Genomic DNA, 20,497 nt, shown 5'->3' with positions numbered 1-20,497 from the left:
GTAGCGCCGATGGTAGTGTGGCATTCGCCATGCGAGAGTAGGACACTGCCAGGCACCCAACACGAAAAACCCCGCTCTATGAGCGGGGTTTTTTATTGCCTGAAATTTATCATTCCTGCGGTATTCTCTGTGCTATGCCCTTTGGGCTCTCTCCGCACAGGGCAACTCCATATTGACCACCCCATCTTCCAGTTGAATATCGATCTTGAAGCCAAGCCGCTTGGCCAGATTGATCATGCCGCGATTGCTGGGCATGGTCATGCCGGATAGCTGGCCAATCCCCCGCTCTCTGGCGTAACGCACGATTTTCTCCATCATCAACTTGCCGAGCCCCAGCCCCTTTAGGTCGGATCGCACCAGAATGGCAAACTCCGCATCGGACTGATCCGGGTTTAAAATGGCTCGCACCACCCCCAGGATTTGCTGGTTGAAGGCGCCATCCTGCCCTACCGCGACGAAGGCCATCTCTCGGTCGTAGTCAATCTGGGTCATGCGAGCGAGCTCTTCGTGGCCCAGTTCTCCCACGTCAGCAAAGAAGCGCTTGTACCTGTCTTCATCGGAGACCTTGAGTACAAACTGTTTGTGAGCGGGTTCATCCTCCGGCCGGATCGGGCGGAGTAGCACATGGCTCTGGTCCTTGAGCCAGGCCCCCTCTTCCAGCTCGGTGGGATAGGGGCGTATCGCCAGGGGGCAACGCTGCTGCGTTATTGGCATCAGTGTCAGGCTGGCATCCAGAATCACCATCTCGGCCCCGCATGCTTGCAATGGATGCAGGTCCAGCTCCTGGATCTCGGGAAACGCCAGCAGCAGTTCCGACAGCTGGCACAACACCTGACCAAGCGCATCGATATCGAGTCTTTCGGGGGTGGCCTGCTCGCGGATCTTGCGGCTCTTGAGGGCGCCGATGACTTGGTAGCGTGCGAGAGCCTGGTTCAGTGGCGGGAGTGCGGCGACCATCTCCTGGGGTTCTGCTCCCGACTCGCCGAGCAGGATGACAGGACCGAAGACGGGATCCTGTTGCAGGCGGATCCTCAGTTCCAGCCCTCCGCTGCGGCGTGCCATGCGCTGTACCAGCAAGCCTTCGATGCGGGCCCCGGCATCGTGCTGTCTGACCCGATCCAGAATGGCATCTGCCGCCTGAGCGACCTCGGCAGAAGTACGCAGGTTCAGCATGACGCCGTGCACCGCAGACTTGTGGGCAATATCCGGCGAGCGCAATTTGACCGCTACCGGATAGCCGATCTGTTCAGCCGTCAGGGTGGCTTCGATGGCGTCGGAGACAATCCAGGTCGGCAGGGTCGCGAGCCCGGCAGCTTGCAGTATGGGTTGCACCAGATGGGTATCGAGGGTGAGTTGCTTGCGTTCCAGAGCCTGCCGGATCAGTTGTTGGCAGAGTTCGATGTCGAGCTTGTCCCCCTGCAGGGACGCGGGTGTTTCCATCAGCTGCTTCTGGTTGCGACGGTATTCCACCATATGCATGAAGGCGGCCACTGCACTTTCGGGAGTGCGATAGGTCGGAATGCCCGCCTCGGTGAAGAGCTTGCGTCCTTCCTGTGCCGAGTATTCCCCGGCCCAGTTGGTCAGGATATTGAAGCGCCTGGCTCTGGGATGTTGCCTGAGGTAATCGATCAGACTGCGCGCCAATTCGGCCCCGCGTGCTGTGAGGGAAGGTGCATGAATGAGCAGGATGGCATCTGCTTCATTCCCTTGTAGCAAGGCATCGAGTGCCTGCTGATAGGCGGTGATATCTGCATCACTACCTATGTCTTTTGGCGGTATAGCCAGTTTTCCGCCCCGCTCAAGCAGCACATCGACCGCCATGTTGGCCAGTCCGCGGCCGTTGGAGATGATGGCCAGCCGTTCCCCCTTGAGGGTCAGCGAATGGCTCAGGGTTTCGACCGCGGCAAACAGCTCGTGGGTATCTCGTACCCGCAGCATGCCTGCTCGCCGGATGGCGGCATCGTAGACGTTGTCCAGCCCCTTGGCCGGATCGTGGCGACCGCTCTTGAGCACCAGGATTGGCTTGTTGCGCGAAGCCGCCCGCGCTGCCGAGAGGAAGTGGCGGGCGTCGTGCAACTTGTCCATATAGAGCAGGATGGCGCGAGTGGTGCCGTCGCGAGAGAGCTGATCGAGCAGCTGGCCGAAGTCGATGTCACAGTGATCGCCGAGGGAGATAAAGGCGGAAAAGCCCAGCTCATGCTGTTTGGCCCAATCCAGTATGGTCGTGCTGACGGCCGCCGACTGGGAGACAAAGGCTACCTGCCCAGGTTTGGCGGCGATGGGGGAGAAGCTGGCGTTGATGCCCTGCGCTGGCAGCAACATGCCCATGCTGTTGGGGCCAAGCAGGCGAATGCCATATTGGCTGCTCAGGCGCTGCAACTGTTCCCTCTCTTCCTGGGAAAAATCGGCGGCCAGTATGATGGCGGCCCCGGCCCCTTTTTTGCCGAGCGCTTCGATGAGCGACAGTACCCGTTCGCGTTTGGTGCAGATGATGGCGAGATCGGGGGAGAGTGGCAGGCTGGTAATGTCGGGATAAGCCAGCACTCCGGCGATGGCTTTGTTATGGGGGCTGACCGGCAGTATGGGGCCTTTGAACTGGCCTGCAAGCAGGTGCCTGATCACCACGTGACCCGCTTTCTGCGGGTCGGTTGAGGCACCGATGACGGCGATTGACTGGGGTTTGAAGAGCCGATCCAGGCCGCTTGGTTTCATGGGCACTCCTCATGGCGACCCCCGGAGGCGAGGGTGACGGATGGTGCCAGTGTAATACGCTTTGATTGCCTGTTCTGTGACCGGTTGCGGATCACTGTTTGGTCAGGGCGCTGGCTCGCAGATAAAACTTCATCTTGCCCTGAATTTGGCGCACTGCCGCCAGCGGGCGCTCTTGCAGATAGATATCCTGTTCGTGATCCAGCAAGGTTTGTGGCACTCCCAGACTCTGCAGGTACTCTTCAAACAGCTGTGAGCTGTTGATTTCGATCAGGTGACGCATCATGGCGAGGCTTTTTCCATTCAGGTTGAACACCGAGCCTAGTCTGTGATCTGGATCTTGCTCTGACCATTGTCAGATTTGACACCAAGTCGCTCACACATCTGCGAGTCCATGCATCAGAACTGGGTGCTCACGCATTATAGTGAGTGCATCAAGATCAGAGGTACGAGGCGCAATGATCAGGATTTTGCTGTGGTGCATCACACTGTTTGCGGGGAGTGCCCTGGCTGCCGAGTCGCACATTCGGGCCTGGAACCTGCTGTTGGATCACCCCAATCCGGCTGTGGCGGGCTTGCTGCGGTTGTCGCTCGATCTCACAGTGCCTGAATATGGTCCCTATCAGCTGATTGCGAGTCCGCCAATGGAGCAGGGGCGGGCGGTCAAGGCGTTACAGGAGGGTGCCCTGGTACAGATAGGAGTCTTTGCCCCTGATGAAGAGCGGGAGCGTTCCCTGCTGGCGGTCCATATTCCGTTGGCGAAGGGGTTGCTGGGCTGGCGGGTCTGCCTCATCCGGCAGGGGGATGAGGGGCGCTTTAGCGGCATAGGGTCGTTGGCGGACTGGCATAGCGCCGGACTCACCATCGGTCAGCACAGATCCTGGCCCGATACCCGGCTGCTCAAGGCCAACGGCCTCAAGGTAACGGTGGGCAATCTCTACGAGGCGCTGTTCAACATGCTGAGCAAGCGGCGTTTTGACTGCTTTCTGCGTTCCGTCATCGAGATAGAAGATGAACTAAAGCAGCATCCGGAGCTCGCAATCGAACCCCATCTGGTGTTCCGTTATCCGCTGGCGCTGCTGTTCTTTGTTTCCCCCCAATATCCCGAACTGGCACAGCGCATCGAGCTCGGGCTGCAGCGGGCGCGCCAGTCCGGTGCCTTTGATCAGATCTTTGAAAAGGAGTTTGGCAGCACGATTCGTCGGTTGAAGCTGGACGAGCGGATCATGCTTGAGCTGCATAATCCGGATCTGCCCTCCAGGAGCCGCATCATGATGGCTGACCCCTCGCTAATCTATGCGCCGGTCACGGCCACCCCGTCAGCGCAGTGAACCCTGGCCGCGCGCCGTATCCCAGAAGGCGCGGATAAGAGGCTCTTCCAGCCGCTTCTTGAGTACGGCGATACCGACGTCGAATGGCTTGAGCGCCGGTCTGGGCTCGACGATGCGCACTTTCTCCCCCATGGGGCTGTGATCGATCACGGCGGCAGGCACCAGCCCGACGCCAAAACCGAGCGCCACCATGGCGACTATGCCCTCGTTGCCCGCCACCTCGGCATAGATGTTGGGGGCAATTCCCTTGTTGCGAAACCACTGGTCACAGCGCTTTCGTGCCAGACCCTGTTCGGAGAGGATCAGCGGCAGCCGCTCCCAGTCCGGCTCACCCTGCAAGAACCACTGGCTCTGTTGCGGTGCGGTACGGGGGGCAATGAATACCAGCGGCACCTGCTGCAGGCTGGCAAATTCCAGCTTGGCGGAGAGCGCATCCGGCCGCGCGGCGATGGCGAGATCGGCCTCGTCGGCCAGGATCTTGTCCACCGCCAGCGCCGGGTCGCCGGTCTCCAGCTTGATCTCCAGCTGGGGGTAGCGGCGGCGGAAGCGCTCCAGCACCTCTGGCAGCAGAAAGTAGCTGGCGGTGACCGAGCAGAACACCCGCAGCCGCCCCTGCAGCGGTTCATCGCTGCGTTTGAGATCCTGCTTGAGCTGGCGCCACTCCTGCAACAGTTTGCCGCCAAACTCCCGCAGTTTCTCACCCGCCGAGGTGAGTCGCACGCTGCGGTTGTCCCGCTCGAACAGCACGCAGCCGGTCTCCTGCTCCAGGCGCTGAATAGCGCGGCTCAGGGTGGAGGGGCTGACCGCCATGGCATCGGCACTCTTGCCAAAGTGAAGGGAGTCGGCGAGGTGGAGAAACAGCTCGAGATTGCGAAGATCCATCTTTCTATTCCGGCGGCGGCGCGTTTGCTGACGTGGGGGAGAAACAGCTTGAGATTGCGAAGAATCATATTTCAATTCCTGCAACGTACTGTTTCGAATATATCAGTTCAGGCAATGAGTGTCCCGCGCTATAGTGGTTCAGACAACGCCGTTATCCGGCATGGAATCAATCGAACGGAGCAATCACCATGGCTAACTATTTCAACACCTTGAACCTGCGTCAGCAGTTGGCCCAGCTGGGCAAGTGTCGTTTCATGCAGCGGGCGGAATTTGCCGACGGTTGCGACGTGCTGAAGGGCAAGAAGGTGGTGATTGTGGGCTGTGGTGCCCAGGGTCTGAACCAGGGTCTGAACATGCGCGACTCCGGGCTGGATATCTCCTATGCCCTGCGCAAGGCCGCTATCACCGAGAAGCGCGCCTCCTGGCAGAAGGCCACCGACAACGGCTTCGCGGTTGGCACCTATGAAGAGCTGATCCCGACCGCCGATCTGGTGCTGAACCTGACCCCGGACAAGCAGCATTCCGACGTAGTGAAAACCGTGATGCCGCTGATGAAACAGGGCGCCGCCCTGGGCTATTCCCACGGCTTCAACGTGGTGGAAGAGGGTCAGCAGATCCGCGCCGACATCACTGTCGTCATGGTTGCACCCAAGTGCCCGGGAACCGAGGTGCGTGAAGAGTACAAGCGCGGTTTCGGTGTGCCGACCCTGCTCGCCGTCCACCCGGAGAACGATCCCAAGGGTGAAGGCATGGCCATCGCCAAGGCGTGGGCCTCTGCCACCGGCGGCGACCGTGCCGGCGTACTGGAATCCTCCTTCGTGGCGGAAGTGAAATCTGACCTGATGGGCGAGCAGACCATCCTCTGCGGCATGCTGCAGGCCGGTTCTCTGCTCTGTTATGACAAGCTGGTTGCCGAAGGGACAGACCCGGCCTACGCCGGCAAGCTGATCCAGTTCGGTTGGGAGACCATCACCGAAGCCCTGAAGCAGGGCGGCATCAGCCTGATGATGGACCGCCTCTCCAATCCGGCCAAGCTGCGTGCCTTCGAGCTGTCCGAGCAACTGCGCACCCTGATGCGCCCGCTGTTCGAGAAGCACATGGACGACATCATCGCCGGTGAGTTCTCCCGTGGCATGATGGCCGACTGGGCTGAGGATGACGTCAAACTGTTCACCTGGCGTGAAGAGACCGGCAAATCTGCCTTCGAGAACGCGCCTGCGTTCACTGGCAAAATTGCCGAGCAGGAGTATTTCGACAATGGCGTTGTGATGGTGGCCATGGTCAAGGCGGGTGTCGAGCTGGCGTTCGAGACCATGGTAGCTTCCGGTATTTACGAGGAGTCTGCCTACTACGAATCCCTGCACGAGTTGCCGCTGATCGCCAACACAGTTGCTCGCAAGCGTCTGTACGAGATGAACGTGGTCATCTCCGATACCGCCGAGTACGGTAACTACCTGTTTGCCAACGCGGCTGTGCCCTTGCTGCGTGAGCACTTCATGCCGACTCTGAAGGCTGGCGATCTGGGTGCCAGCAAGGCGGAAGGGCAGAACGTCGACAACCTGGCGCTGCTGGCTGCCAACGAGGCGACCCGCAACCACCCGATCGAGAAGATCGGCCAGGTACTGCGCGGTTACATGAAGGACATGAAGCGCATCGCCGTCGGTGGTTAAGCCTGCATCTGGCAGGATGATGAAGGGGCGGGGATGACGATCCCCGTCGCCGGTCGGACTGGACACCGACCGGCCAGAAAATCCGGCCCGACAGCCATAAAAAAGCCCTGCTCATCGAGCGGGGCTTTTGCATTCAGAAAGGCCGGATAAATCAGGCTTTCCACGCTTTCCAAGTGTTGATCAGACCGTTAGTGGAGCAGTCGTGGCTGGTGACAGCCGCATCGGTGTTGAGCTCCGGCAGGATCTTGTTGGCCAGCTGTTTACCCAGCTCCACACCCCACTGGTCGAAGGAGAAGATGTTCCAGATTGCGCCCTGTACGAAGATCTTGTGCTCGTACATGGCGATCAGGGCACCCAGAGTTTTCGGGGTCAGGCTCTTGAACAGTATGCTGTTGGTCGGGCGGTTGCCTTCGAACACCTTGAACGGCACCAGATCCTTGACCTGCTCCAGGGTTTTGCCAGCAGCCAGGAACTCGGCTTCGACCTGTTCTTTGCTCTTGCCGAAAGCCAGCGCTTCGGTCTGGGCGAAGAAGTTGGCCAGCAGTTTCGGGTGGTGGTCACCGATCGGGTTGTGGCTGATGGCTGGCGCCAGGAAGTCACAGGGGATCAGCTTGGTGCCCTGGTGGATCAGCTGGTAGAAGGCGTGCTGGCCGTTGGTGCCCGGCTCACCCCAGATGATGGGGCCAGTCTGGTAATCAACCGGATTGCCGTTGCGATCCACGTACTTGCCGTTGGATTCCATGTTGCCCTGCTGGAAGTAGGCAGGGAAGCGGTGCATGTACTGATCGTACGGCAGAATGGCTTCGGACTCGGCACCATGGAAGTTGTTGTACCACAGGCCAATCAGCGCCAGCAGCACAGGCACGTTCTGCTCATAGGAGGCAGTGGCGAAGTGCATATCCATCTCGAAGGCGCCTTGCAGCAGGGCTTCGAAGTGCTCGAAACCGACAGACAGGGCGATAGGCATGCCGATGGCAGACCAGGAGGAGTAGCGGCCGCCAACCCAGTCCCAGAACTCGAACATGTTGTCGGTGTCGATACCGAACTCGGCCACGGCCTTGCCGTTGGTTGAGAGCGCAGCGAAGTGCTTGGCAACGTGGGCCTTGTCACCGGCGATCTTGATGAACCAGTCACGGGCGGTCAGGGCGTTGGTCATGGTCTCCTGAGTGGTGAAGGTCTTGGAGGCCACCAGGAACAGGGTGGTTTCCGCATCAATCTCTTTGAGCGTCTCGGCGATGTGGGTGCCATCGACGTTGGAGACGAAGTGCATCTGCAGGTGGTTTTTGTAGGGGCGCAGTGCCTCTGTGATCATCACAGGGCCCAGATCAGAGCCACCGATACCGATGTTGACCACGTGCTGGATCGCCTTGCCGGTGTAGCCTTTCCACTCGCCTGAGATGATCTTCTCGCAGAAGCCCTTCATCTTGGCCAGCACGGCGTTCACTTCCGGCATCACATCCTTGCCGTCGCACTCGATGGGGCGGTCGGAGCGGTTGCGCAGGGCTACGTGCAGTACGGAGCGCCCTTCGGTCATGTTGATCTTGTCGCCATTGAACATGGCATCGATCGCGCTGCGAAGATCGGTCTCTTTGGCCAGATCAACCAGCAATTTGAGGGTTTTCTCGGTGATCAGGTTCTTGGAGTAGTCGACCAGAATGTCGCCGCCAAAGGTGAGGGAGAACTTGTCGAAGCGCTGCGGGTCCTGCGCGAACAGATCCTTGAGTCGAGTCTCTTTGTTAGCTGCAAAATGGGCTTCCAGCGCCTGCCAGGCCTGGGTCTGGGTTGGATTGATATTTTTCATAGGATTACCGATCTTCCAAGTTGTGTTTGAACCTTGCAGGCAAGGCTCCCGCCAAACCTTATTATTCGAGCACTATACCGGGCCCATTATACCGAGCCCATGGTGCAGCCCGTGTAACAGAGCTTTACCAATTGTCTGCCATCGAAGGAGTTTACAACCAAAACGCTGCGATTATGAGTCACTCATGGCCAGGGGATCTTGAGTTTGCTCATACTTCACCCGGCTTGCCTGGGTTGAAAGGGCTTTCATCTATGGCTGACTGCAGCTTGCTGCCTGGCAAGTTCGTGTTACAGCTAAAGGAGTATCTGACAGCAGTTTTTCGGCTCGTTTTATGAGCAAACGCAACTTGTCGGGGTTGGGCGTTGGCTAGTATGTGCACCGAATGGACGAGATCTCCCAGGGATGGCCACTGTCTGGAATGAGGAGATCGATATGAAACATGTTTTATCCCTGTTTGCCCTGAGCCTGATCGCCACCGGCCTCATCGGCCTGCTGACCCTGGCGCTGACAGCCGCCGCACCGACTCTCGAGATTCGGGTGTTGGCCGTGATCGGGGCCGTGCTGGGGGGCTATGCGCTGGTGCAGCCACTGCTCAACCGGGTCGCTCGTCGACTGGTATGACGATGGGCAAGCCAACCTGGCTGCCCGGATTGACAGATTTTCGACCCCATGATGCAAGGTGAGCTGCGGGTCGAGTCTTTATGTCTTGCGGCACGACCGGGGTTTCAGAAACGACAATGCCAGCCCCGGGGCTGGCATTGTCGTGATCGTCGCGCAGGTATCAGGCCTGAGGCTTTTGCATGTGCATGACCATCTGCGGGAAGGGGATCTCGATGCCTTCGGCATCGAAGGTCAGCTTCACCTTTTCGTGGAAGTCGAACCAGACGCCCCAGTAATCGGCAGTCTTGACCCAGGGACGCACTACGATATTGACCGAGGAGTCGGCCAGGGCGGCAACGGCTATGGTGGCTGCCTGTTCTTTCAGAATGCGCGGCTCTTCACTTACCAGGCGCTCGAGGAGCTGTTTGGCCTTGCGCAGGTCAGAACCGTAGCCGATACCGAAGGTCATGTCGACGCGGCGGGTGTCCATGCGCGAGTAGTTGACTATGGTGCCGTTGAGGATGGCGGAGTTGGGTACCACCACCATCTTGTTGTCACCCGAGGTGAGGGTGGTAGTGAATAGCTGCACCGACTGCACGACACCATTGGTGCCCGCTACTTCGATAAACTCACCGGCTTTGATGGGGCGGAAGATGATCAGCAGGAAACCGGCGGCGAAGTTGGAGAGCGAGCCTTGCAGTGCCAGACCTATGGCCAGACCGGCGGCACCGATAATGGCGACGAAGGAGGCGGTTTGCACCCCGACTCGCCCCATGGCTGCTATCACCACGAACACCAGAATGGTGTACTTGAGGATGCTGCCAACGAAATGAACCACGGTGGCATCCAGCTTGCGAGCATGCATCACCTTGGTCACGCCATTGCTGAGCAGGTTGGCGGCGATGTAACCGACCAGCAGGGTGATCAGGGCGGCCGCAATATTGACGGCATACTCGATCAACAGGCCCTGATTATTGACCAGCCAGGTCTGCGCTTCTGTGATGATTTCGGGTTCCATAGGATGTCCTGTCAGGCAGTAAAGGTTTATGACGCATGAATCTAACACTGGCATGCGACAGTTTGGGTCGCATCTGGTGCTCCCCTCCATTTTTTGCCATAAAAAACAAGGGAGGCCAAGGCCTCCCTCTGTGTATCCACCCGAATGGCGTCAGCTTTGCAGCAGTTGGCTGCGGATGAAGAGCCACTGATCTTCGAAGCCGGCGGTGGGCTTGAGTTTGAACTCGGAGCGGACAAATTGACTGATCCGTCCCTCGGTATAGGCCAGCAGCAGATTGGCGAGCATGGTCTCGTCGAGCTGGAAGCCCTGACCTTCCCGCAGCCGTTTTTCCCGCAACACCTGCTTGATCTGGGTTTCCAGCTTGTCGAACAGGATGCTGATGCGATCCCGCAGTCGATCGTGCTCACCCAGCAGGGCATCGCCGTTGAGGATGCGGGTGATGCCGGGATTGCGCTCGGCGAACACCAGCAGCAGCTGAAGGATATGATGGCAGCGGGCCATGGTGTCCTTCTCTTCGGCCATGATCAGGTTGACCCGTGACAGCAGGGAATCCTCGATAAAGTCGATCAGTCCCTCGAACATCCGCGCCTTGCTGGGAAAATGTCGATAGAGGGCGGCCTCAGAGACACCCACCTCGGCCGCCAGACGTGCCGTGGTGATACGCTGGCCAGGGCTGGTCTCCAGCATATGGGCGAGTGCTTGCAGGATCTGATCGCGCCGACTCTGTTTCTGATTACTGCTTGCCATGGATTCCCCTAAAAAAAACAATGGCTTGATTCTGTTATTAGACACAGGCCCGGGGGCTTGTGTGGTCTGTTATTGGCGACCAGAAGAACCAAAACCGCCTTCACCCCGTTCACTCTGATTGAACTCATCGACCAGTTGGAAGCTGGCCTGCACCACCGGCATGATCACCAGTTGGGCGATGCGTTCACCGGGTTGCATGGTGAAACTGTCGTTGCCACGATTCCAGACCGAAACCATCAGCTGGCCCTGGTAATCGGAATCGATGAGGCCCACCAGGTTGCCCAGCACTATGCCGTGCTTATGGCCGAGGCCGGAGCGGGGCAAAATGGTGGCGCACAAGCCGGGATCCTGAATGTGAATGGCCAGACCGGTAGGTACCAGAATGGTGTCGCCTGGTGCCAGCGTGATGGGCGCATCCAGCAGCGCACGCAGGTCCATACCGGCAGAGCCCGGTGTGGCGTAGGCGGGCAGCGGGTACTCGGTGCCGATGCGGGCATCCAGAATTTTCAGCTCAATTTGTGTTGTCATGAATCGTTCGTTTTTCAATGGGTTCTTGTGTGGACACCCGGAATACTCGGTACAGTCCGGGCAGTCATGAATTGATCGTTGCTCAGTGAGTGTTGATGTGGGCGTCCTGCATGGGCAATGCCAGCGAGGTGCCATGTGTCTGCACTCAGCGCCGGTAGTGACGCGCAATCAGGGCGATGAGGTGGCGAGCCAGCGTCAGCTTATCGGCCAGTGGCAGCGGGGCTTGACCCCCTTGCCAGAACACGGTCAGAGCGTTGTCATCGGCATTGAAGCCCTGGCCCGCACGAGACACATCATTGGCGGCGATCATGTCCAGCCGTTTTCGCTGCAGTTTGTCGAGGGCGTATTGTTCCACATCCACGGTTTCGGCGGCAAATCCGACGGTGAAGGGCTTGTCTGATAACGCCCCCACGGCGGCTATGATGTCGGGATTCTTGACCAGGGTCAGCACCATCTGATCGTTGTCGCCGGTCTTCTTGATCTTCTGGCTGGCGACTTGCTCGGGCCTATAGTCGGCCACCGCCGCGCAACCGATAAAGAGGTCGCACTCGCCGACCCGGCTCATCACCGCCTGATGCATCTGCTCGGCGCTCTCCACATCGACACGCTCCACTCCGCTCGGTGCAGGCAGGGCGACCGGCCCGCTCACCAGCGTCACTTCGGCCCCTGCCTCACGGGCGGCGCGGGCGATGGCGTAACCCATTTTGCCCGAGCTGTGGTTGCTGATGTAGCGCACCGGATCCAGTGCCTCGCGGGTCGGTCCGGCGGTGAGCAGCAGTCTGACGCCCGCCAGCAGCGGCTCGGCGGCCAGTTGCTGGCAGCAGCGCTCAACCAGTTCCAAGGGATCCAGCATCCGGCCCGGGCCCACGTCGCCACAGGCCTGGCTGCCGGAATCCGGCCCCCACAGCAGGATGCCACGGCTGGCCAGGGTCGTGAGATTGGCCTGGGTGGCGGCGTTGAGATACATCTGCTGATTCATGGCGGGAGCCAGTGCCACGGGAGCCGGTGTCGCCAGACAGAGGGTGGTGAGCAGTTCGTCGGCCATGCCGGCGGCCATGCGGGCCATCAGATTGGCGCTCGCCGGGGCGATCAGCACCAGATCCGCCCACTTGGCCAGCTCGATATGGCCCATGCCCGCCTCGGCAGCCGGATCCAGCAAGCTGTCGGCCACCGGATGACCGGAAACCGCCTGCAGGGTCAGCGGGGTGATGAACTCCTTGGCGGAGCGCGTCATCACTACCCGTACCTCGGCCCCCTGATCTTTCAGGCGGCGTACCAGTTCGGCACTCTTGTAGGCGGCGATCCCGCCACTGACACCCAACAGGATGCGTTTATCGGCCAATCTCATCTGCTGCTTCTCTTCCGGCTCACTCTGACTGGTCGGCTAAGATACCACAGGCAACGGACGACGACAGAGGCTGACATGGGGGACTTGTGGCCGGCCTCCCGCGATTTTTTGCTATGTTTTCTCTCAATAGGCATGAGGGAGAGACAAATGAGCATCAAGGAGTGGCCTGAGGATGAGAGACCCAGAGAGAAACTGCTGCGGCAGGGGCCAGCAACGTTATCCGATGCCGAATTGCTGGCCATCTTCCTGCGAACCGGCGTCAACGGTCTGAGTGCGGTGGATCTCTCCCGTCAGCTATTGCAGCAGTTTGGTTCGCTGCGGGCACTGCTCGGGGCCGATCAAGGCGCCTTCTGTCATGCCCATGGACTGGGGCCTGCCAAGTATGCTCAATTGCAGGCGGTGCTGGAGATGGGCAAGCGCCATCTGGCCGAGCAGTTGCAACGGGGCGATGCCCTGACCTCGCCCCAGCTGACCCGGGATTACCTGCAAGCCCAGCTGCGGGATCGGCCGCGGGAGGTGTTCGCCCTGCTGTTGCTGGATAACCAGCACAGAGTCATTCAATTCGTTGAACTTTTTTACGGCACCCTCGATTCTGCAAGCGTCTGGCCCAGAGAAATCGTGCAGATCGCGCTCAAACATAATGCAGCCGCAGTGATTCTGGCGCATAATCACCCGTCCGGCGTGGCCGAGCCCAGTCGGGCCGACCGCCAGATCACGGATCGGATCTTGGCCGCTTTGGCCCTGATCGATATCAGAGTGCTGGATCACTTGGTGATCGGTGACGGCATCACGGTTTCTTTTGCAGAGCGTGGTTGGTTGTAACTGGGCTCTGGCACTGTATTAGTTGATCTTTGATCACGGATGCTGTATAAAATGCCGCCTTCTGTTTGCCCCGCAATCGAAGGCCAGCGGGGCAGATATTTGCTCGAGCAATGAAGTAAGATTTGGAGAGACTGACATGTCTAGAGTATGCCAAGTAACCGGCAAGCGCCCGGCAGTTGGTAACAACCGTTCGCACGCTAACAACGCTACCAAGCGTCGTTTCCTGCCGAACCTGCACACTCACCGTTTTTGGGTTGAGGGTGAAAAACGCTTCGTAAGCCTGCGCGTATCCGCAAAAGGCATGCGTATTATCGACAAGCGTGGCGTTGAAGTGGTTCTGGCTGAACTGCGCGCCAGCGGTGTTAAGGTATAAGGAATTAGATCATGGCTAAAGGTATTCGCGAGAAAATTCGCCTGAACTCCAGCGCCGGTACTGGTCACTTCTATACCACTACCAAGAACAAGCGCACCATGCCCGAAAAAATGGAGATCAAAAAGTTTGATCCCGTTGTTCGTCAGCATGTGATCTACAAGGAAGGCAAAATCAAGTAATTACTTGATGCTGCATTCCCAAAAGCCCGGCCCAGTGCCGGGTTTTTTTATGGCTGGAATTCAGTACACTGCCGGTTCAAACGGAGGCTTGCCATGTTGAAATTGAGCCGTAAAGGCTGGAATAACGTGATCATAGTGGCCGTGCTGGCGGTGATCACTCTGCTGCACCGGCTGGAGATGGCCCAGCAGGAGAACAGCGCCCAGCGGCCTCGTACCCTGTTGCCGGACAGCGCAGTCGTCCTCACCTGGCAGGGGCCGAGCTGGCAGATAGAGCGCATCGGCCAGGGCTGGCGCAGCGGACCGGATCTGGGGCTCAGCAGTGCCCAGCTGGCGGCCCATATCGAGGCGTGGCAGGCTTGGTTGCTGCCCCCTGGCGATGCAGTGCGCGGCACGCCGGTTACCCTCAAGGTGTGGATCGCCGGTCAGAGCGACCCGATTGAAGTGGGGCTCTATCAGGACAACGGCAAATTTGCCGCCCTGTTGCCGCCCTCGACCTGGCTCACCCTGAGTCAGGAGCAGTATCGCAGCCTGTTGCGCCCCTCTCCGTAATCCACCCTAATTTGTTGGAGGCCCCATGCCTGAATTACCGGAAGTTGAAGTCAGCCGCCAGGGCATATCTCCCTGGCTCACCGGCATCAAGGTGACCCGCGTCGTGGTACGGGATGGCCGGCTGCGCTGGCCGGTACCTGGCGAAATCCAGGAGCTGGTGGATCTCACCATCCACAGGGTCGGCCGTCGTGCCAAGTATTTGCTGCTGGAGACCGACTTTGGCACCGCCATCCTGCATCTGGGCATGTCCGGCAGTCTGCGGGTGCTGAATATCGGTACGCCGGCCGAGAAACACGATCACGTGGATATAGAGCTGGCCAACGGCAAGCTGCTGCGACTCAATGACCCGCGCCGCTTCGGTGCCTTGCTGTGGACCCGTGAACCGGCGGAGGCACACGCCCTGCTGGTCAAACTGGGCCCGGAGCCGCTGACCGATGCCTTCAACGCCGCGTATCTGCAAGGACGTGCCAAGGGGCGCAGCACTGCCATCAAGACCTTCCTGATGGACAACCATGTGGTGGTCGGTGTGGGTAACATCTACGCCAATGAGGCGCTGTACGCTGCCGGTATTCACCCCAAACGGGCGGCGGGCAACATCAGTGCCGAGCGACTGGGAACCCTGGTGGCCGAGATCAAGCGGGTGCTGGCTTCTGCCATCCAGCAGGGGGGAACCACCCTCAAGGATTTCACCAGCGCCGATGGCAAGCCGGGCTATTTCGTGCAGCAGTTGCAGGTTTATGGTCGCGGTGGTCAAGCCTGTTTCCATTGCCATACCCTGCTCAGTGAAATACGGCTGGGGCAGCGTACAACCGTGTTTTGCACCCACTGCCAGCGCTGAATCGCAGTTATTTTGGCCAAACATGGCCAAGTTGTAAGAGAGTATTTCCGGTCTGTTGAATATTTGGGCGCCTGTCACTAGTATCTCGACCGTTCAGGCGGTTTGAGAAAATAAAATGACAGCTAAATCAATGGACTGGGATCATTTATCCCGGCAGGGGCACTATTGCGCCCAAAAAATGGCCCGCTTCCTCTATCCCGATGACAGCGCCCGCAAGACCTTCAATCGCGCCAAGTTCGTGCTGCGCAGCCTGCTCTATCGGCAGCAGATGAGCCGGGTGTTCGAGCTGTTTCAGGCCGAACCGCTCAAGGCCCTGCCTGCCCACTATCCCGAGCTGCTCGACAAGCCGATGCGACCCTATCGGTTTGCCGGCTCCACCGCGACCCAGCGGGCCGAGATGCTGGAAAACCACTATCGACTGCTGCTGGCCCGTTATCCCGAGCTGATAGATCCGCTCTATCTGGACGAGGGCATAGAGCTTGGCCAGTATCCCCAGAGTGGATGTCGCATAGTGCTGCGCCACGATGGTACCTTCCGTCGTGAGGCCGAGCTGGCGCTCTCCATCGTCGATCAACAGGGCAAGCGCCTCTATAGTTGTGCCTTCTCGCTGGCGGGTACCCCCGGCAAGCTGTCGCTGGTGATCGGCTCGGTACAGGGGCCGGAACCCTGCGTCGAACAGGCACAGGACAAGGTTCGAGCCCTGACCAAGGAGGGCCATGGTTTGCGGCCCAAGTCGCTGGTGGTAATGCTGGTGATGCAGCTTGCCGAGGCGATGGGTGCCGAGCATATCTCGGCGGTGCGGATGAAGGCGCACATCTACCAGGCCAAGCGTTACAGCAAGAAGAAGAAAGCCTGTCTGCAGGCGGATTATGACGAGCTGTGGGAGGAATTTGGCGCCATCGATCAGGATGACAACTTCGTGCAGCTGTTGCCTGCGGTGCGCAAGCCGCTGGAGGAGATTGCCTCCAAGAAGCGGGCCATGTACCGGCGCCGCTATGAATGGCTCGACGAGCTGGCGCTCTCCTGCCAGCAGGTGCTGGGTCGCGCGGCGGGCTGACTACCAGTGCGGACAATGGCGAGCGCGGCCCATGTGCGCCGTACTAAACAGGCTACCCTCGGGTAGCCTGTTTGCTTGTTACTTGCCTTGCTTGGCGGCAATCGCCTTGGCGACGATCGGGTCGACAAACTGGCGGATATCACCGCCATGCAGGGCGACCTCCTTCACCAGGGTCGAGGAGATGAAGGAGTTTTCTTCGGCAGGGGTGAGAAACACGCTCTCCAGCTCCGGCATCAGGCGGCGGTTCATGTTGGCCAGCTGAAATTCGTATTCGAAGTCGGAGACGGCCCGCAAGCCGCGGATCAGCACGTTGGCTTGCTGCTCTTTGGCAAAGTCCACCAACAGGCCGGAGAAGCCCACCACCTTGACGTTGGGCAGGTGGGCTGTCACTTGCCGGGCAAGCAGGACACGTTCTGCAAGATCGAACAAGGGGCGCTTGCTCGGGCTGTTGGCTACCCCGACGACCACTTCATCAAACAGCCTGGCGGCACGACCTATCAGGTCGGTATGGCCGTTGGTGATGGGGTCGAAGGTGCCGGGATAAATTACCTTGTTGGTCATGCTGTTGATTCCTGCAACCTGGAAATTTGGTCGCATTATAGGGTCTGTTGATGTTTTGTCGCGACCGGGACGATGTCCGTTTTGTGCGGGACCTGGCGCGAGCAGCCCGGTTTGGTCGTCCAAATCAGTATCGTCTGGTGTCTTCGCTTGAGAATAGCTGTGCATCAGGCAAGAATACCCGCACCGCGCATCAAGCCTCCTTGCATTGGTGACAGGGAGCAAAGGGATTTTTTATGAAACGTATTCTGGTAGTACGCAACGACAAGATTGGTGACTTCATGCTGGCATGGCCGAGTTTTGCCATGCTCAAGCGCTCCATGGATTGTCATGTGACTGCCCTGGTTCCTGCCTACACGGCGCCGTTGGCCCGTCTCTGTCCCTGGATCGACGAGATTATCCTGGATCCGGGGTCAGGAGCCGACAAGGAACAGCAACGCGCCTTGCTGGCCCGCATCAAGGCGGCAGCCTTCGATGCCTCCATTTGCCTGTTCTCCAACACCCGTAACGCCAAGCTGGTGTGGAAGGCGCACATCCCCTACCGGCTGGCCCCGGCCACCAAGCTGGCACAGGTGCTCTACAACCAGCGGCTGGTGCAGCGCCGCTCCCGCTCCCAGAAGCCGGAGTACGAGTACAACCTGGATCTGGTGCGTCGCTTTCTCGCCGACCAGCAGGTAAGCGTGGTCGAGCCACAGGGCCCCTACCTCAGCTTTGACCCCCAGAGCCTGCAGCTGGTGCGCGAACAAGTTGCAACCAGACTGAAGCTGGATGCCAGTCGCCCCTGGCTGATGGTACACGCCGGCAGCGGTGGTTCGGCCAACAACCTCTCCATCGAGCAGTACTCGCGCCTCATCATCAAGCTCAATCAGGCATGCCCGGAATTGCAGTGCATCCTGACGGCGGGGCCGGGGGAGGAGAAGATCGCCGAGCAGCTGGCGGCAGAATTGCTGGCCCACGGCGGCAATGGCTGGATCTATCGCTCCGACGAGGGGCTGCCCAAGTTCTGTCAGGTGATGGCCAACGCGGCCCTGTTTGTGGCGGGCAGTACCGGGCCGCTGCACATAGCGGCGGCGCTGGACGTGCCTACCATAGGTTTCTTCCCGGCGCACCGCTCGGCCACCCCGCTGCGCTGGCGTCCGCTCAATAGCGAGGGGCGTCACCTGGCGTTCAGCCCGCCGGAAGACAGCGATCATCCGGAAGACATGAGCCAGCTCGATCCCAAGGCAATGGCGGCGGCGATAGCTCGCTGGGCACCGTCCTTCTGGCGAACAGAGAGCTGACAGATGCAAACAGGGCCCTTTCGGGCCCTGTTTCGTCATGCTGGCTTGAGCGGCTGAGCAATTAGCTGCCGGTCTGGTCCGGTGCTTGCGGCTGCTGGCGGATCCAGAGGTCTGCGTACTTCGCGAAAGTGGAGTGGGCCGAGAGGATCGCGAGCAAGAGTCCCTGCTTGCCATCGAGGAAGCCGGCTTTGAGCAGGTACATCTTGAGGAAACAGCCCATGGCATGGACCAGTCCCTGGCCGAGGGAGCCCTTCTTGCCACGGGCGGTGCGCTGATCGGCCCAGGCCCTGGCATAGCCGGCGGACTTCACCAGATAGTGCTCCAGATCCCGGTAGGTGAAGTGGAGCAGGTCGCCATGCAGGTTGACTATCTGCATATTGGCCCGCACTTCCACCTTCTCGTGTACCAGCACCTCGTTGTAACGGGTGAGCGCCTTGGGATAGAGGCGCAGCACCCGATCCGGATACCAGCCGCTGTGGCGGATGAAACGACCAAACACCCAGGAGAGGCGGGGGATGGAGTAGATGGTGTCGCTGGCCGGATTAGCCATGACGGTCGCGATGGCCTCTTTCAGCTCAGGGGTGAGCCGCTCGTCCGCATCTAGCCACAGTACCCACTCTGACTGGACATGGGACTGGGCGAGGCGGCGCTGGCGGCCGAAACCGGGCCACACCGTATTGACGAAGAAACGGGCGCCGAATTCGGCGGCGATGGCGGGGGTCTCGTCCTGGCTGCCGGAGTCCAGAATGACGATCTCGTCCACCAGACCGTCAAGGGAGGCGAGGCAGGCTTTCAGGTTGTCGGCTTCGTTCTTGACGATCAGGACGGCCGCCAGAGTCGGTTTTTTCACGGGTTGAAGGCTCTTGTTGGCGCCCGGCTGGCGGGGCATGCTCGAATTGGCGCCCATTCTAGCCTAAAACGGCTGGCGGAGCATGGTTCCGGCGCCCGTAGCAAGTCAGTTTCAAAAGGGTTCTTTTTTGGCATGAGCGCGGGTGATACAGGGATCTTCTGTTATTTCTCGGGCCATTCTTGGGGCATAATCTCGCCCAGCAATGATTAACCGCAGGGCTTGGCCCCAAGAGACGCGTGAGATGAAAATATTGGTGATCGGCCCCTCCTGGGTCGGCGACATGGTGATGTCCCAGAGCCTCTACAAGGCGATCAAGACCAATCACCCTGACAGCGAGTTGCATGTGATGGCGCCAGCCTGGTGCGGTGCCCTGCTGGAGCGGATGCCCGAAGTGGACAAGGCTGTCCCCATGCCGCTCGGCCACGGTGACTTCAAGCTGGGGGCCCGCCGTCGGCTTGGCAAACAGCTGGCGGCCGAGAAGTACGATCAGGCGATCATCCAGCCCAATTCCATGAAGTCGGCGCTGATCCCTTGGTTCGCCAGGATCCCGGTGCGCACCGGCTGGAAGGGGGAGCACCGCTTCGGCCTGCTCAACGACATGCGCAGCAACAAGTCCGCCTTCCCGCTGATGGTGGAAGCCTATCTGGCGCTGGCCTATCCCAAGGCGCAGATGAAGAGCCGGGTCGATATTCCCGCCATTCCCCACCCCTCGCTCAATGTGGATCTCATCAATCAGGGCAAGGCGCTGGAGCGACTCGGTCTGGATCGCGTTCGTCCCGTGCTGGTGCTCTGTCCGGGTGCCGAGTTCGGCCCGTCCAAGCGCTGGCCGGAAGGGCACTACGCCGTGGTGGCGCAGAAGTATCTGGATGAGGGCTGGCAGGTGTGGATCTTCGGCTCCGGCAAGGATGTGCCTGTGGCCAACACCATTCGCGAGCGGATCAATCCGCTGTCGCGCCCCAACTGCCACGTGCTGGCGGGCAAGACCAACCTGTATGAGGCGATCGATCTGATGGCGCTGGCCGGGCGGGTCATCTCCAATGACTCCGGCCTGATGCACATAGCCGCCGCCCTCAACCGGCCGTTGATCGGCGTCTATGGCTCTACCTCGCCGCTCTACACGCCGCCGCTGGCGGACAGGGTCGAGATAGTGCACACCGACATAGAGTGCCGCCCCTGTTTCAAGCGCACTTGCAAGTTCGGCCACCTCAAGTGCCTGATCGAGCTGATGCCGGAACAGGTCATAGAGGCAGGCCGACGGCTGGAGTGCGCCGAGTCACCAGATCAACCGATCGCGTTGCAAGTGGGCGAGCCGCCACGGTTTGTCTCCGATGCGAGCAAGCGATCGGAGCCGACATAA

21 protein-coding genes are annotated in these 20,497 nt (G+C 59.7%); 11 read left to right on the top strand and 10 right to left on the bottom strand.

From position 1 onward, the window contains the following. Positions 1–132 precede the first annotated feature (132 nt). Together OKC28_RS18350 and OKC28_RS18345 are read right to left on the bottom strand one after the other, a co-directional pair. Positions 133–2,712 (bottom strand): bifunctional acetate--CoA ligase family protein/GNAT family N-acetyltransferase, encoded by a 2,580-nt coding sequence (locus OKC28_RS18350; protein ID WP_270690763.1) that lies wholly within the window; start codon positions 2,710–2,712, stop codon positions 133–135. Between the two features lie 91 nt (positions 2,713–2,803). Continuing rightward, entirely contained in the window at positions 2,804–2,995 is a 192-nt protein-coding gene (locus tag OKC28_RS18345) for a hypothetical protein (RefSeq protein ID WP_021140974.1), read from the bottom strand. Between the two features lie 172 nt (positions 2,996–3,167). Here OKC28_RS18345 and OKC28_RS18340 point away from each other — a divergent pair, with 172 nt between their 5' ends. After that, entirely contained in the window at positions 3,168–4,040 is an 873-nt protein-coding gene (locus OKC28_RS18340; RefSeq protein WP_270690761.1) for a substrate-binding periplasmic protein, read from the top strand. Here the strand turns inward: OKC28_RS18340 and ilvY are convergent. Next, a complete protein-coding gene (ilvY, locus tag OKC28_RS18335; RefSeq protein ID WP_270690758.1) occupies positions 4,029–4,922 on the bottom strand; it encodes an HTH-type transcriptional activator IlvY in 894 nt (297 codons plus the stop codon). The genes OKC28_RS18340 and ilvY overlap by 12 nt on opposite strands. A 188-nt stretch (positions 4,923–5,110) precedes the next feature. Between ilvY and ilvC the strand changes: the two genes are divergently transcribed. Then, positions 5,111–6,592 carry a ketol-acid reductoisomerase gene (gene ilvC / locus OKC28_RS18330; protein ID WP_021140971.1) on the top strand — a complete coding sequence of 494 codons (1,482 nt, stop codon included), beginning with the start codon at positions 5,111–5,113 and terminating at the stop codon, positions 6,590–6,592. Between the two features lie 151 nt (positions 6,593–6,743). Here the strand turns inward: ilvC and pgi are convergent, their stop codons facing one another. Beyond that, a complete protein-coding gene (gene pgi, locus OKC28_RS18325; RefSeq protein ID WP_021140970.1) occupies positions 6,744–8,393 on the bottom strand; it encodes a glucose-6-phosphate isomerase in 1,650 nt (549 codons plus the stop codon). A 432-nt stretch (positions 8,394–8,825) separates the two neighbouring features. On the opposite strand from pgi, the gene OKC28_RS18320 reads away from it, so the two are divergent. Further along, a complete protein-coding gene (locus OKC28_RS18320) occupies positions 8,826–9,014 on the top strand; it encodes a hypothetical protein (RefSeq protein WP_034524411.1) in 189 nt (62 codons plus the stop codon). 160 nt (positions 9,015–9,174) lie between these two features. Here the strand turns inward: OKC28_RS18320 and OKC28_RS18315 are convergent, their stop codons facing one another. The 4 genes from OKC28_RS18315 to coaBC all read right to left on the bottom strand — a co-directional run bounded on the left by OKC28_RS18315 (position 9,175) and on the right by coaBC (position 12,634). Further along, a complete protein-coding gene (locus tag OKC28_RS18315) occupies positions 9,175–10,011 on the bottom strand; it encodes a mechanosensitive ion channel domain-containing protein (RefSeq protein WP_021140968.1) in 837 nt (278 codons plus the stop codon). Between the two features lie 150 nt (positions 10,012–10,161). After that, positions 10,162–10,758 (bottom strand): nucleoid occlusion factor SlmA, encoded by a 597-nt coding sequence (gene slmA, locus OKC28_RS18310; RefSeq protein WP_005321293.1) that lies wholly within the window; start codon positions 10,756–10,758, stop codon positions 10,162–10,164. A 69-nt stretch (positions 10,759–10,827) separates the two neighbouring features. Next, on the bottom strand, positions 10,828–11,286 hold the full coding sequence (gene dut / locus OKC28_RS18305; RefSeq protein WP_005321291.1) for a dUTP diphosphatase: 459 nt from the start codon (positions 11,284–11,286) through the stop codon (positions 10,828–10,830). 145 nt (positions 11,287–11,431) lie between these two features. Further along, positions 11,432–12,634 (bottom strand): bifunctional phosphopantothenoylcysteine decarboxylase/phosphopantothenate--cysteine ligase CoaBC, encoded by a 1,203-nt coding sequence (gene coaBC / locus OKC28_RS18300; RefSeq protein ID WP_021140967.1) that lies wholly within the window; start codon positions 12,632–12,634, stop codon positions 11,432–11,434. A 147-nt stretch (positions 12,635–12,781) separates the two neighbouring features. On the opposite strand from coaBC, the gene radC reads away from it, so the two are divergent. From radC to OKC28_RS18270, 6 genes are all read left to right on the top strand, one after another. After that, positions 12,782–13,456, top strand: coding sequence for a RadC family protein (radC, locus tag OKC28_RS18295; RefSeq protein WP_017411691.1), 675 nt, complete (start codon positions 12,782–12,784; stop codon positions 13,454–13,456). 136 nt (positions 13,457–13,592) lie between these two features. Beyond that, positions 13,593–13,829 (top strand): 50S ribosomal protein L28, encoded by a 237-nt coding sequence (gene rpmB, locus OKC28_RS18290; RefSeq protein WP_005321271.1) that lies wholly within the window; start codon positions 13,593–13,595, stop codon positions 13,827–13,829. An 11-nt stretch (positions 13,830–13,840) separates the two neighbouring features. Further along, complete coding sequence (gene rpmG / locus OKC28_RS18285; RefSeq protein ID WP_005307500.1) at positions 13,841–14,008, top strand: 50S ribosomal protein L33; 168 nt, start codon at positions 13,841–13,843, stop codon at positions 14,006–14,008. Positions 14,009–14,101: 93 nt separating this feature from the next. Beyond that, positions 14,102–14,557: a hypothetical protein gene (locus tag OKC28_RS18280; RefSeq protein ID WP_021140695.1), complete on the top strand. Its 456-nt coding sequence runs from the start codon at positions 14,102–14,104 to the stop codon at positions 14,555–14,557. 25 nt (positions 14,558–14,582) lie between these two features. Beyond that, positions 14,583–15,395, top strand: a complete 813-nt coding sequence (mutM, locus tag OKC28_RS18275) for a bifunctional DNA-formamidopyrimidine glycosylase/DNA-(apurinic or apyrimidinic site) lyase (protein ID WP_021140696.1) — start codon at positions 14,583–14,585, stop codon at positions 15,393–15,395. 178 nt (positions 15,396–15,573) lie between these two features. Continuing rightward, on the top strand, positions 15,574–16,452 hold the full coding sequence (locus OKC28_RS18270) for a VirK/YbjX family protein (protein ID WP_021140697.1): 879 nt from the start codon (positions 15,574–15,576) through the stop codon (positions 16,450–16,452). Positions 16,453–16,530: 78 nt separating this feature from the next. On the opposite strand, the gene coaD is transcribed toward OKC28_RS18270, so the two are convergent. Further along, positions 16,531–17,013, bottom strand: coding sequence for a pantetheine-phosphate adenylyltransferase (gene coaD / locus OKC28_RS18265; protein ID WP_005321264.1), 483 nt, complete (start codon positions 17,011–17,013; stop codon positions 16,531–16,533). 233 nt (positions 17,014–17,246) lie between these two features. On the opposite strand from coaD, the gene OKC28_RS18260 reads away from it, so the two are divergent. Then, positions 17,247–18,290 carry a glycosyltransferase family 9 protein gene (locus OKC28_RS18260; RefSeq protein WP_021140698.1) on the top strand — a complete coding sequence of 348 codons (1,044 nt, stop codon included), beginning with the start codon at positions 17,247–17,249 and terminating at the stop codon, positions 18,288–18,290. 61 nt (positions 18,291–18,351) lie between these two features. Here OKC28_RS18260 and OKC28_RS18255 read toward each other — a convergent pair whose 3' ends face one another. Continuing rightward, complete coding sequence (locus tag OKC28_RS18255; RefSeq protein WP_034524312.1) at positions 18,352–19,140, bottom strand: glycosyltransferase family 2 protein; 789 nt, start codon at positions 19,138–19,140, stop codon at positions 18,352–18,354. 241 nt (positions 19,141–19,381) lie between these two features. On the opposite strand from OKC28_RS18255, the gene waaF reads away from it, so the two are divergent. Then, the gene (gene waaF, locus OKC28_RS18250) at positions 19,382–20,497 is read left to right on the top strand and encodes a lipopolysaccharide heptosyltransferase II (protein WP_021140700.1); all 1,116 of its coding nucleotides are present in this window, start codon (positions 19,382–19,384) and stop codon (positions 20,495–20,497) included.

This window comes from Aeromonas sp. D3 (genome assembly GCF_027705025.1).
In the GTDB taxonomy this organism is placed as follows: Bacteria; Pseudomonadota; Gammaproteobacteria; order Enterobacterales; family Aeromonadaceae; genus Aeromonas; species Aeromonas salmonicida.
The sequence above is the reverse complement of the archived record's forward strand: the minus strand, read 5'-3'. Positions and strand labels throughout refer to the sequence as shown.

Bases quoted from the DNA above. Each gene is read 5' to 3' on its own strand.
- OKC28_RS18350 (WP_270690763.1), bottom strand. From the start codon at position 2,712: ATGAAACCAAGCGGCCTGGATCGGCTCTTCAAACCCCAGTCAATCGCC.
- OKC28_RS18345 (WP_021140974.1), bottom strand. From the start codon at position 2,995: ATGATGCGTCACCTGATCGAAATCAACAGCTCACAGCTGTTTGAAGAG.
- OKC28_RS18340 (WP_270690761.1), top strand. From the start codon at position 3,168: ATGATCAGGATTTTGCTGTGGTGCATCACACTGTTTGCGGGGAGTGCC.
- ilvY (WP_270690758.1), bottom strand. From the start codon at position 4,922: ATGGATCTTCGCAATCTCGAGCTGTTTCTCCACCTCGCCGACTCCCTT.
- ilvC (WP_021140971.1), top strand. From the start codon at position 5,111: ATGGCTAACTATTTCAACACCTTGAACCTGCGTCAGCAGTTGGCCCAG.
- pgi (WP_021140970.1), bottom strand. From the start codon at position 8,393: ATGAAAAATATCAATCCAACCCAGACCCAGGCCTGGCAGGCGCTGGAA.
- OKC28_RS18320 (WP_034524411.1), top strand. From the start codon at position 8,826: ATGAAACATGTTTTATCCCTGTTTGCCCTGAGCCTGATCGCCACCGGC.
- OKC28_RS18315 (WP_021140968.1), bottom strand. From the start codon at position 10,011: ATGGAACCCGAAATCATCACAGAAGCGCAGACCTGGCTGGTCAATAAT.
- slmA (WP_005321293.1), bottom strand. From the start codon at position 10,758: ATGGCAAGCAGTAATCAGAAACAGAGTCGGCGCGATCAGATCCTGCAA.
- dut (WP_005321291.1), bottom strand. From the start codon at position 11,286: ATGACAACACAAATTGAGCTGAAAATTCTGGATGCCCGCATCGGCACC.
- coaBC (WP_021140967.1), bottom strand. From the start codon at position 12,634: ATGAGATTGGCCGATAAACGCATCCTGTTGGGTGTCAGTGGCGGGATC.
- radC (WP_017411691.1), top strand. From the start codon at position 12,782: ATGAGCATCAAGGAGTGGCCTGAGGATGAGAGACCCAGAGAGAAACTG.
- rpmB (WP_005321271.1), top strand. From the start codon at position 13,593: ATGTCTAGAGTATGCCAAGTAACCGGCAAGCGCCCGGCAGTTGGTAAC.
- rpmG (WP_005307500.1), top strand. From the start codon at position 13,841: ATGGCTAAAGGTATTCGCGAGAAAATTCGCCTGAACTCCAGCGCCGGT.
- OKC28_RS18280 (WP_021140695.1), top strand. From the start codon at position 14,102: ATGTTGAAATTGAGCCGTAAAGGCTGGAATAACGTGATCATAGTGGCC.
- mutM (WP_021140696.1), top strand. From the start codon at position 14,583: ATGCCTGAATTACCGGAAGTTGAAGTCAGCCGCCAGGGCATATCTCCC.
- OKC28_RS18270 (WP_021140697.1), top strand. From the start codon at position 15,574: ATGGCCCGCTTCCTCTATCCCGATGACAGCGCCCGCAAGACCTTCAAT.
- coaD (WP_005321264.1), bottom strand. From the start codon at position 17,013: ATGACCAACAAGGTAATTTATCCCGGCACCTTCGACCCCATCACCAAC.
- OKC28_RS18260 (WP_021140698.1), top strand. From the start codon at position 17,247: ATGAAACGTATTCTGGTAGTACGCAACGACAAGATTGGTGACTTCATG.
- waaF (WP_021140700.1), top strand. From the start codon at position 19,382: ATGAAAATATTGGTGATCGGCCCCTCCTGGGTCGGCGACATGGTGATG.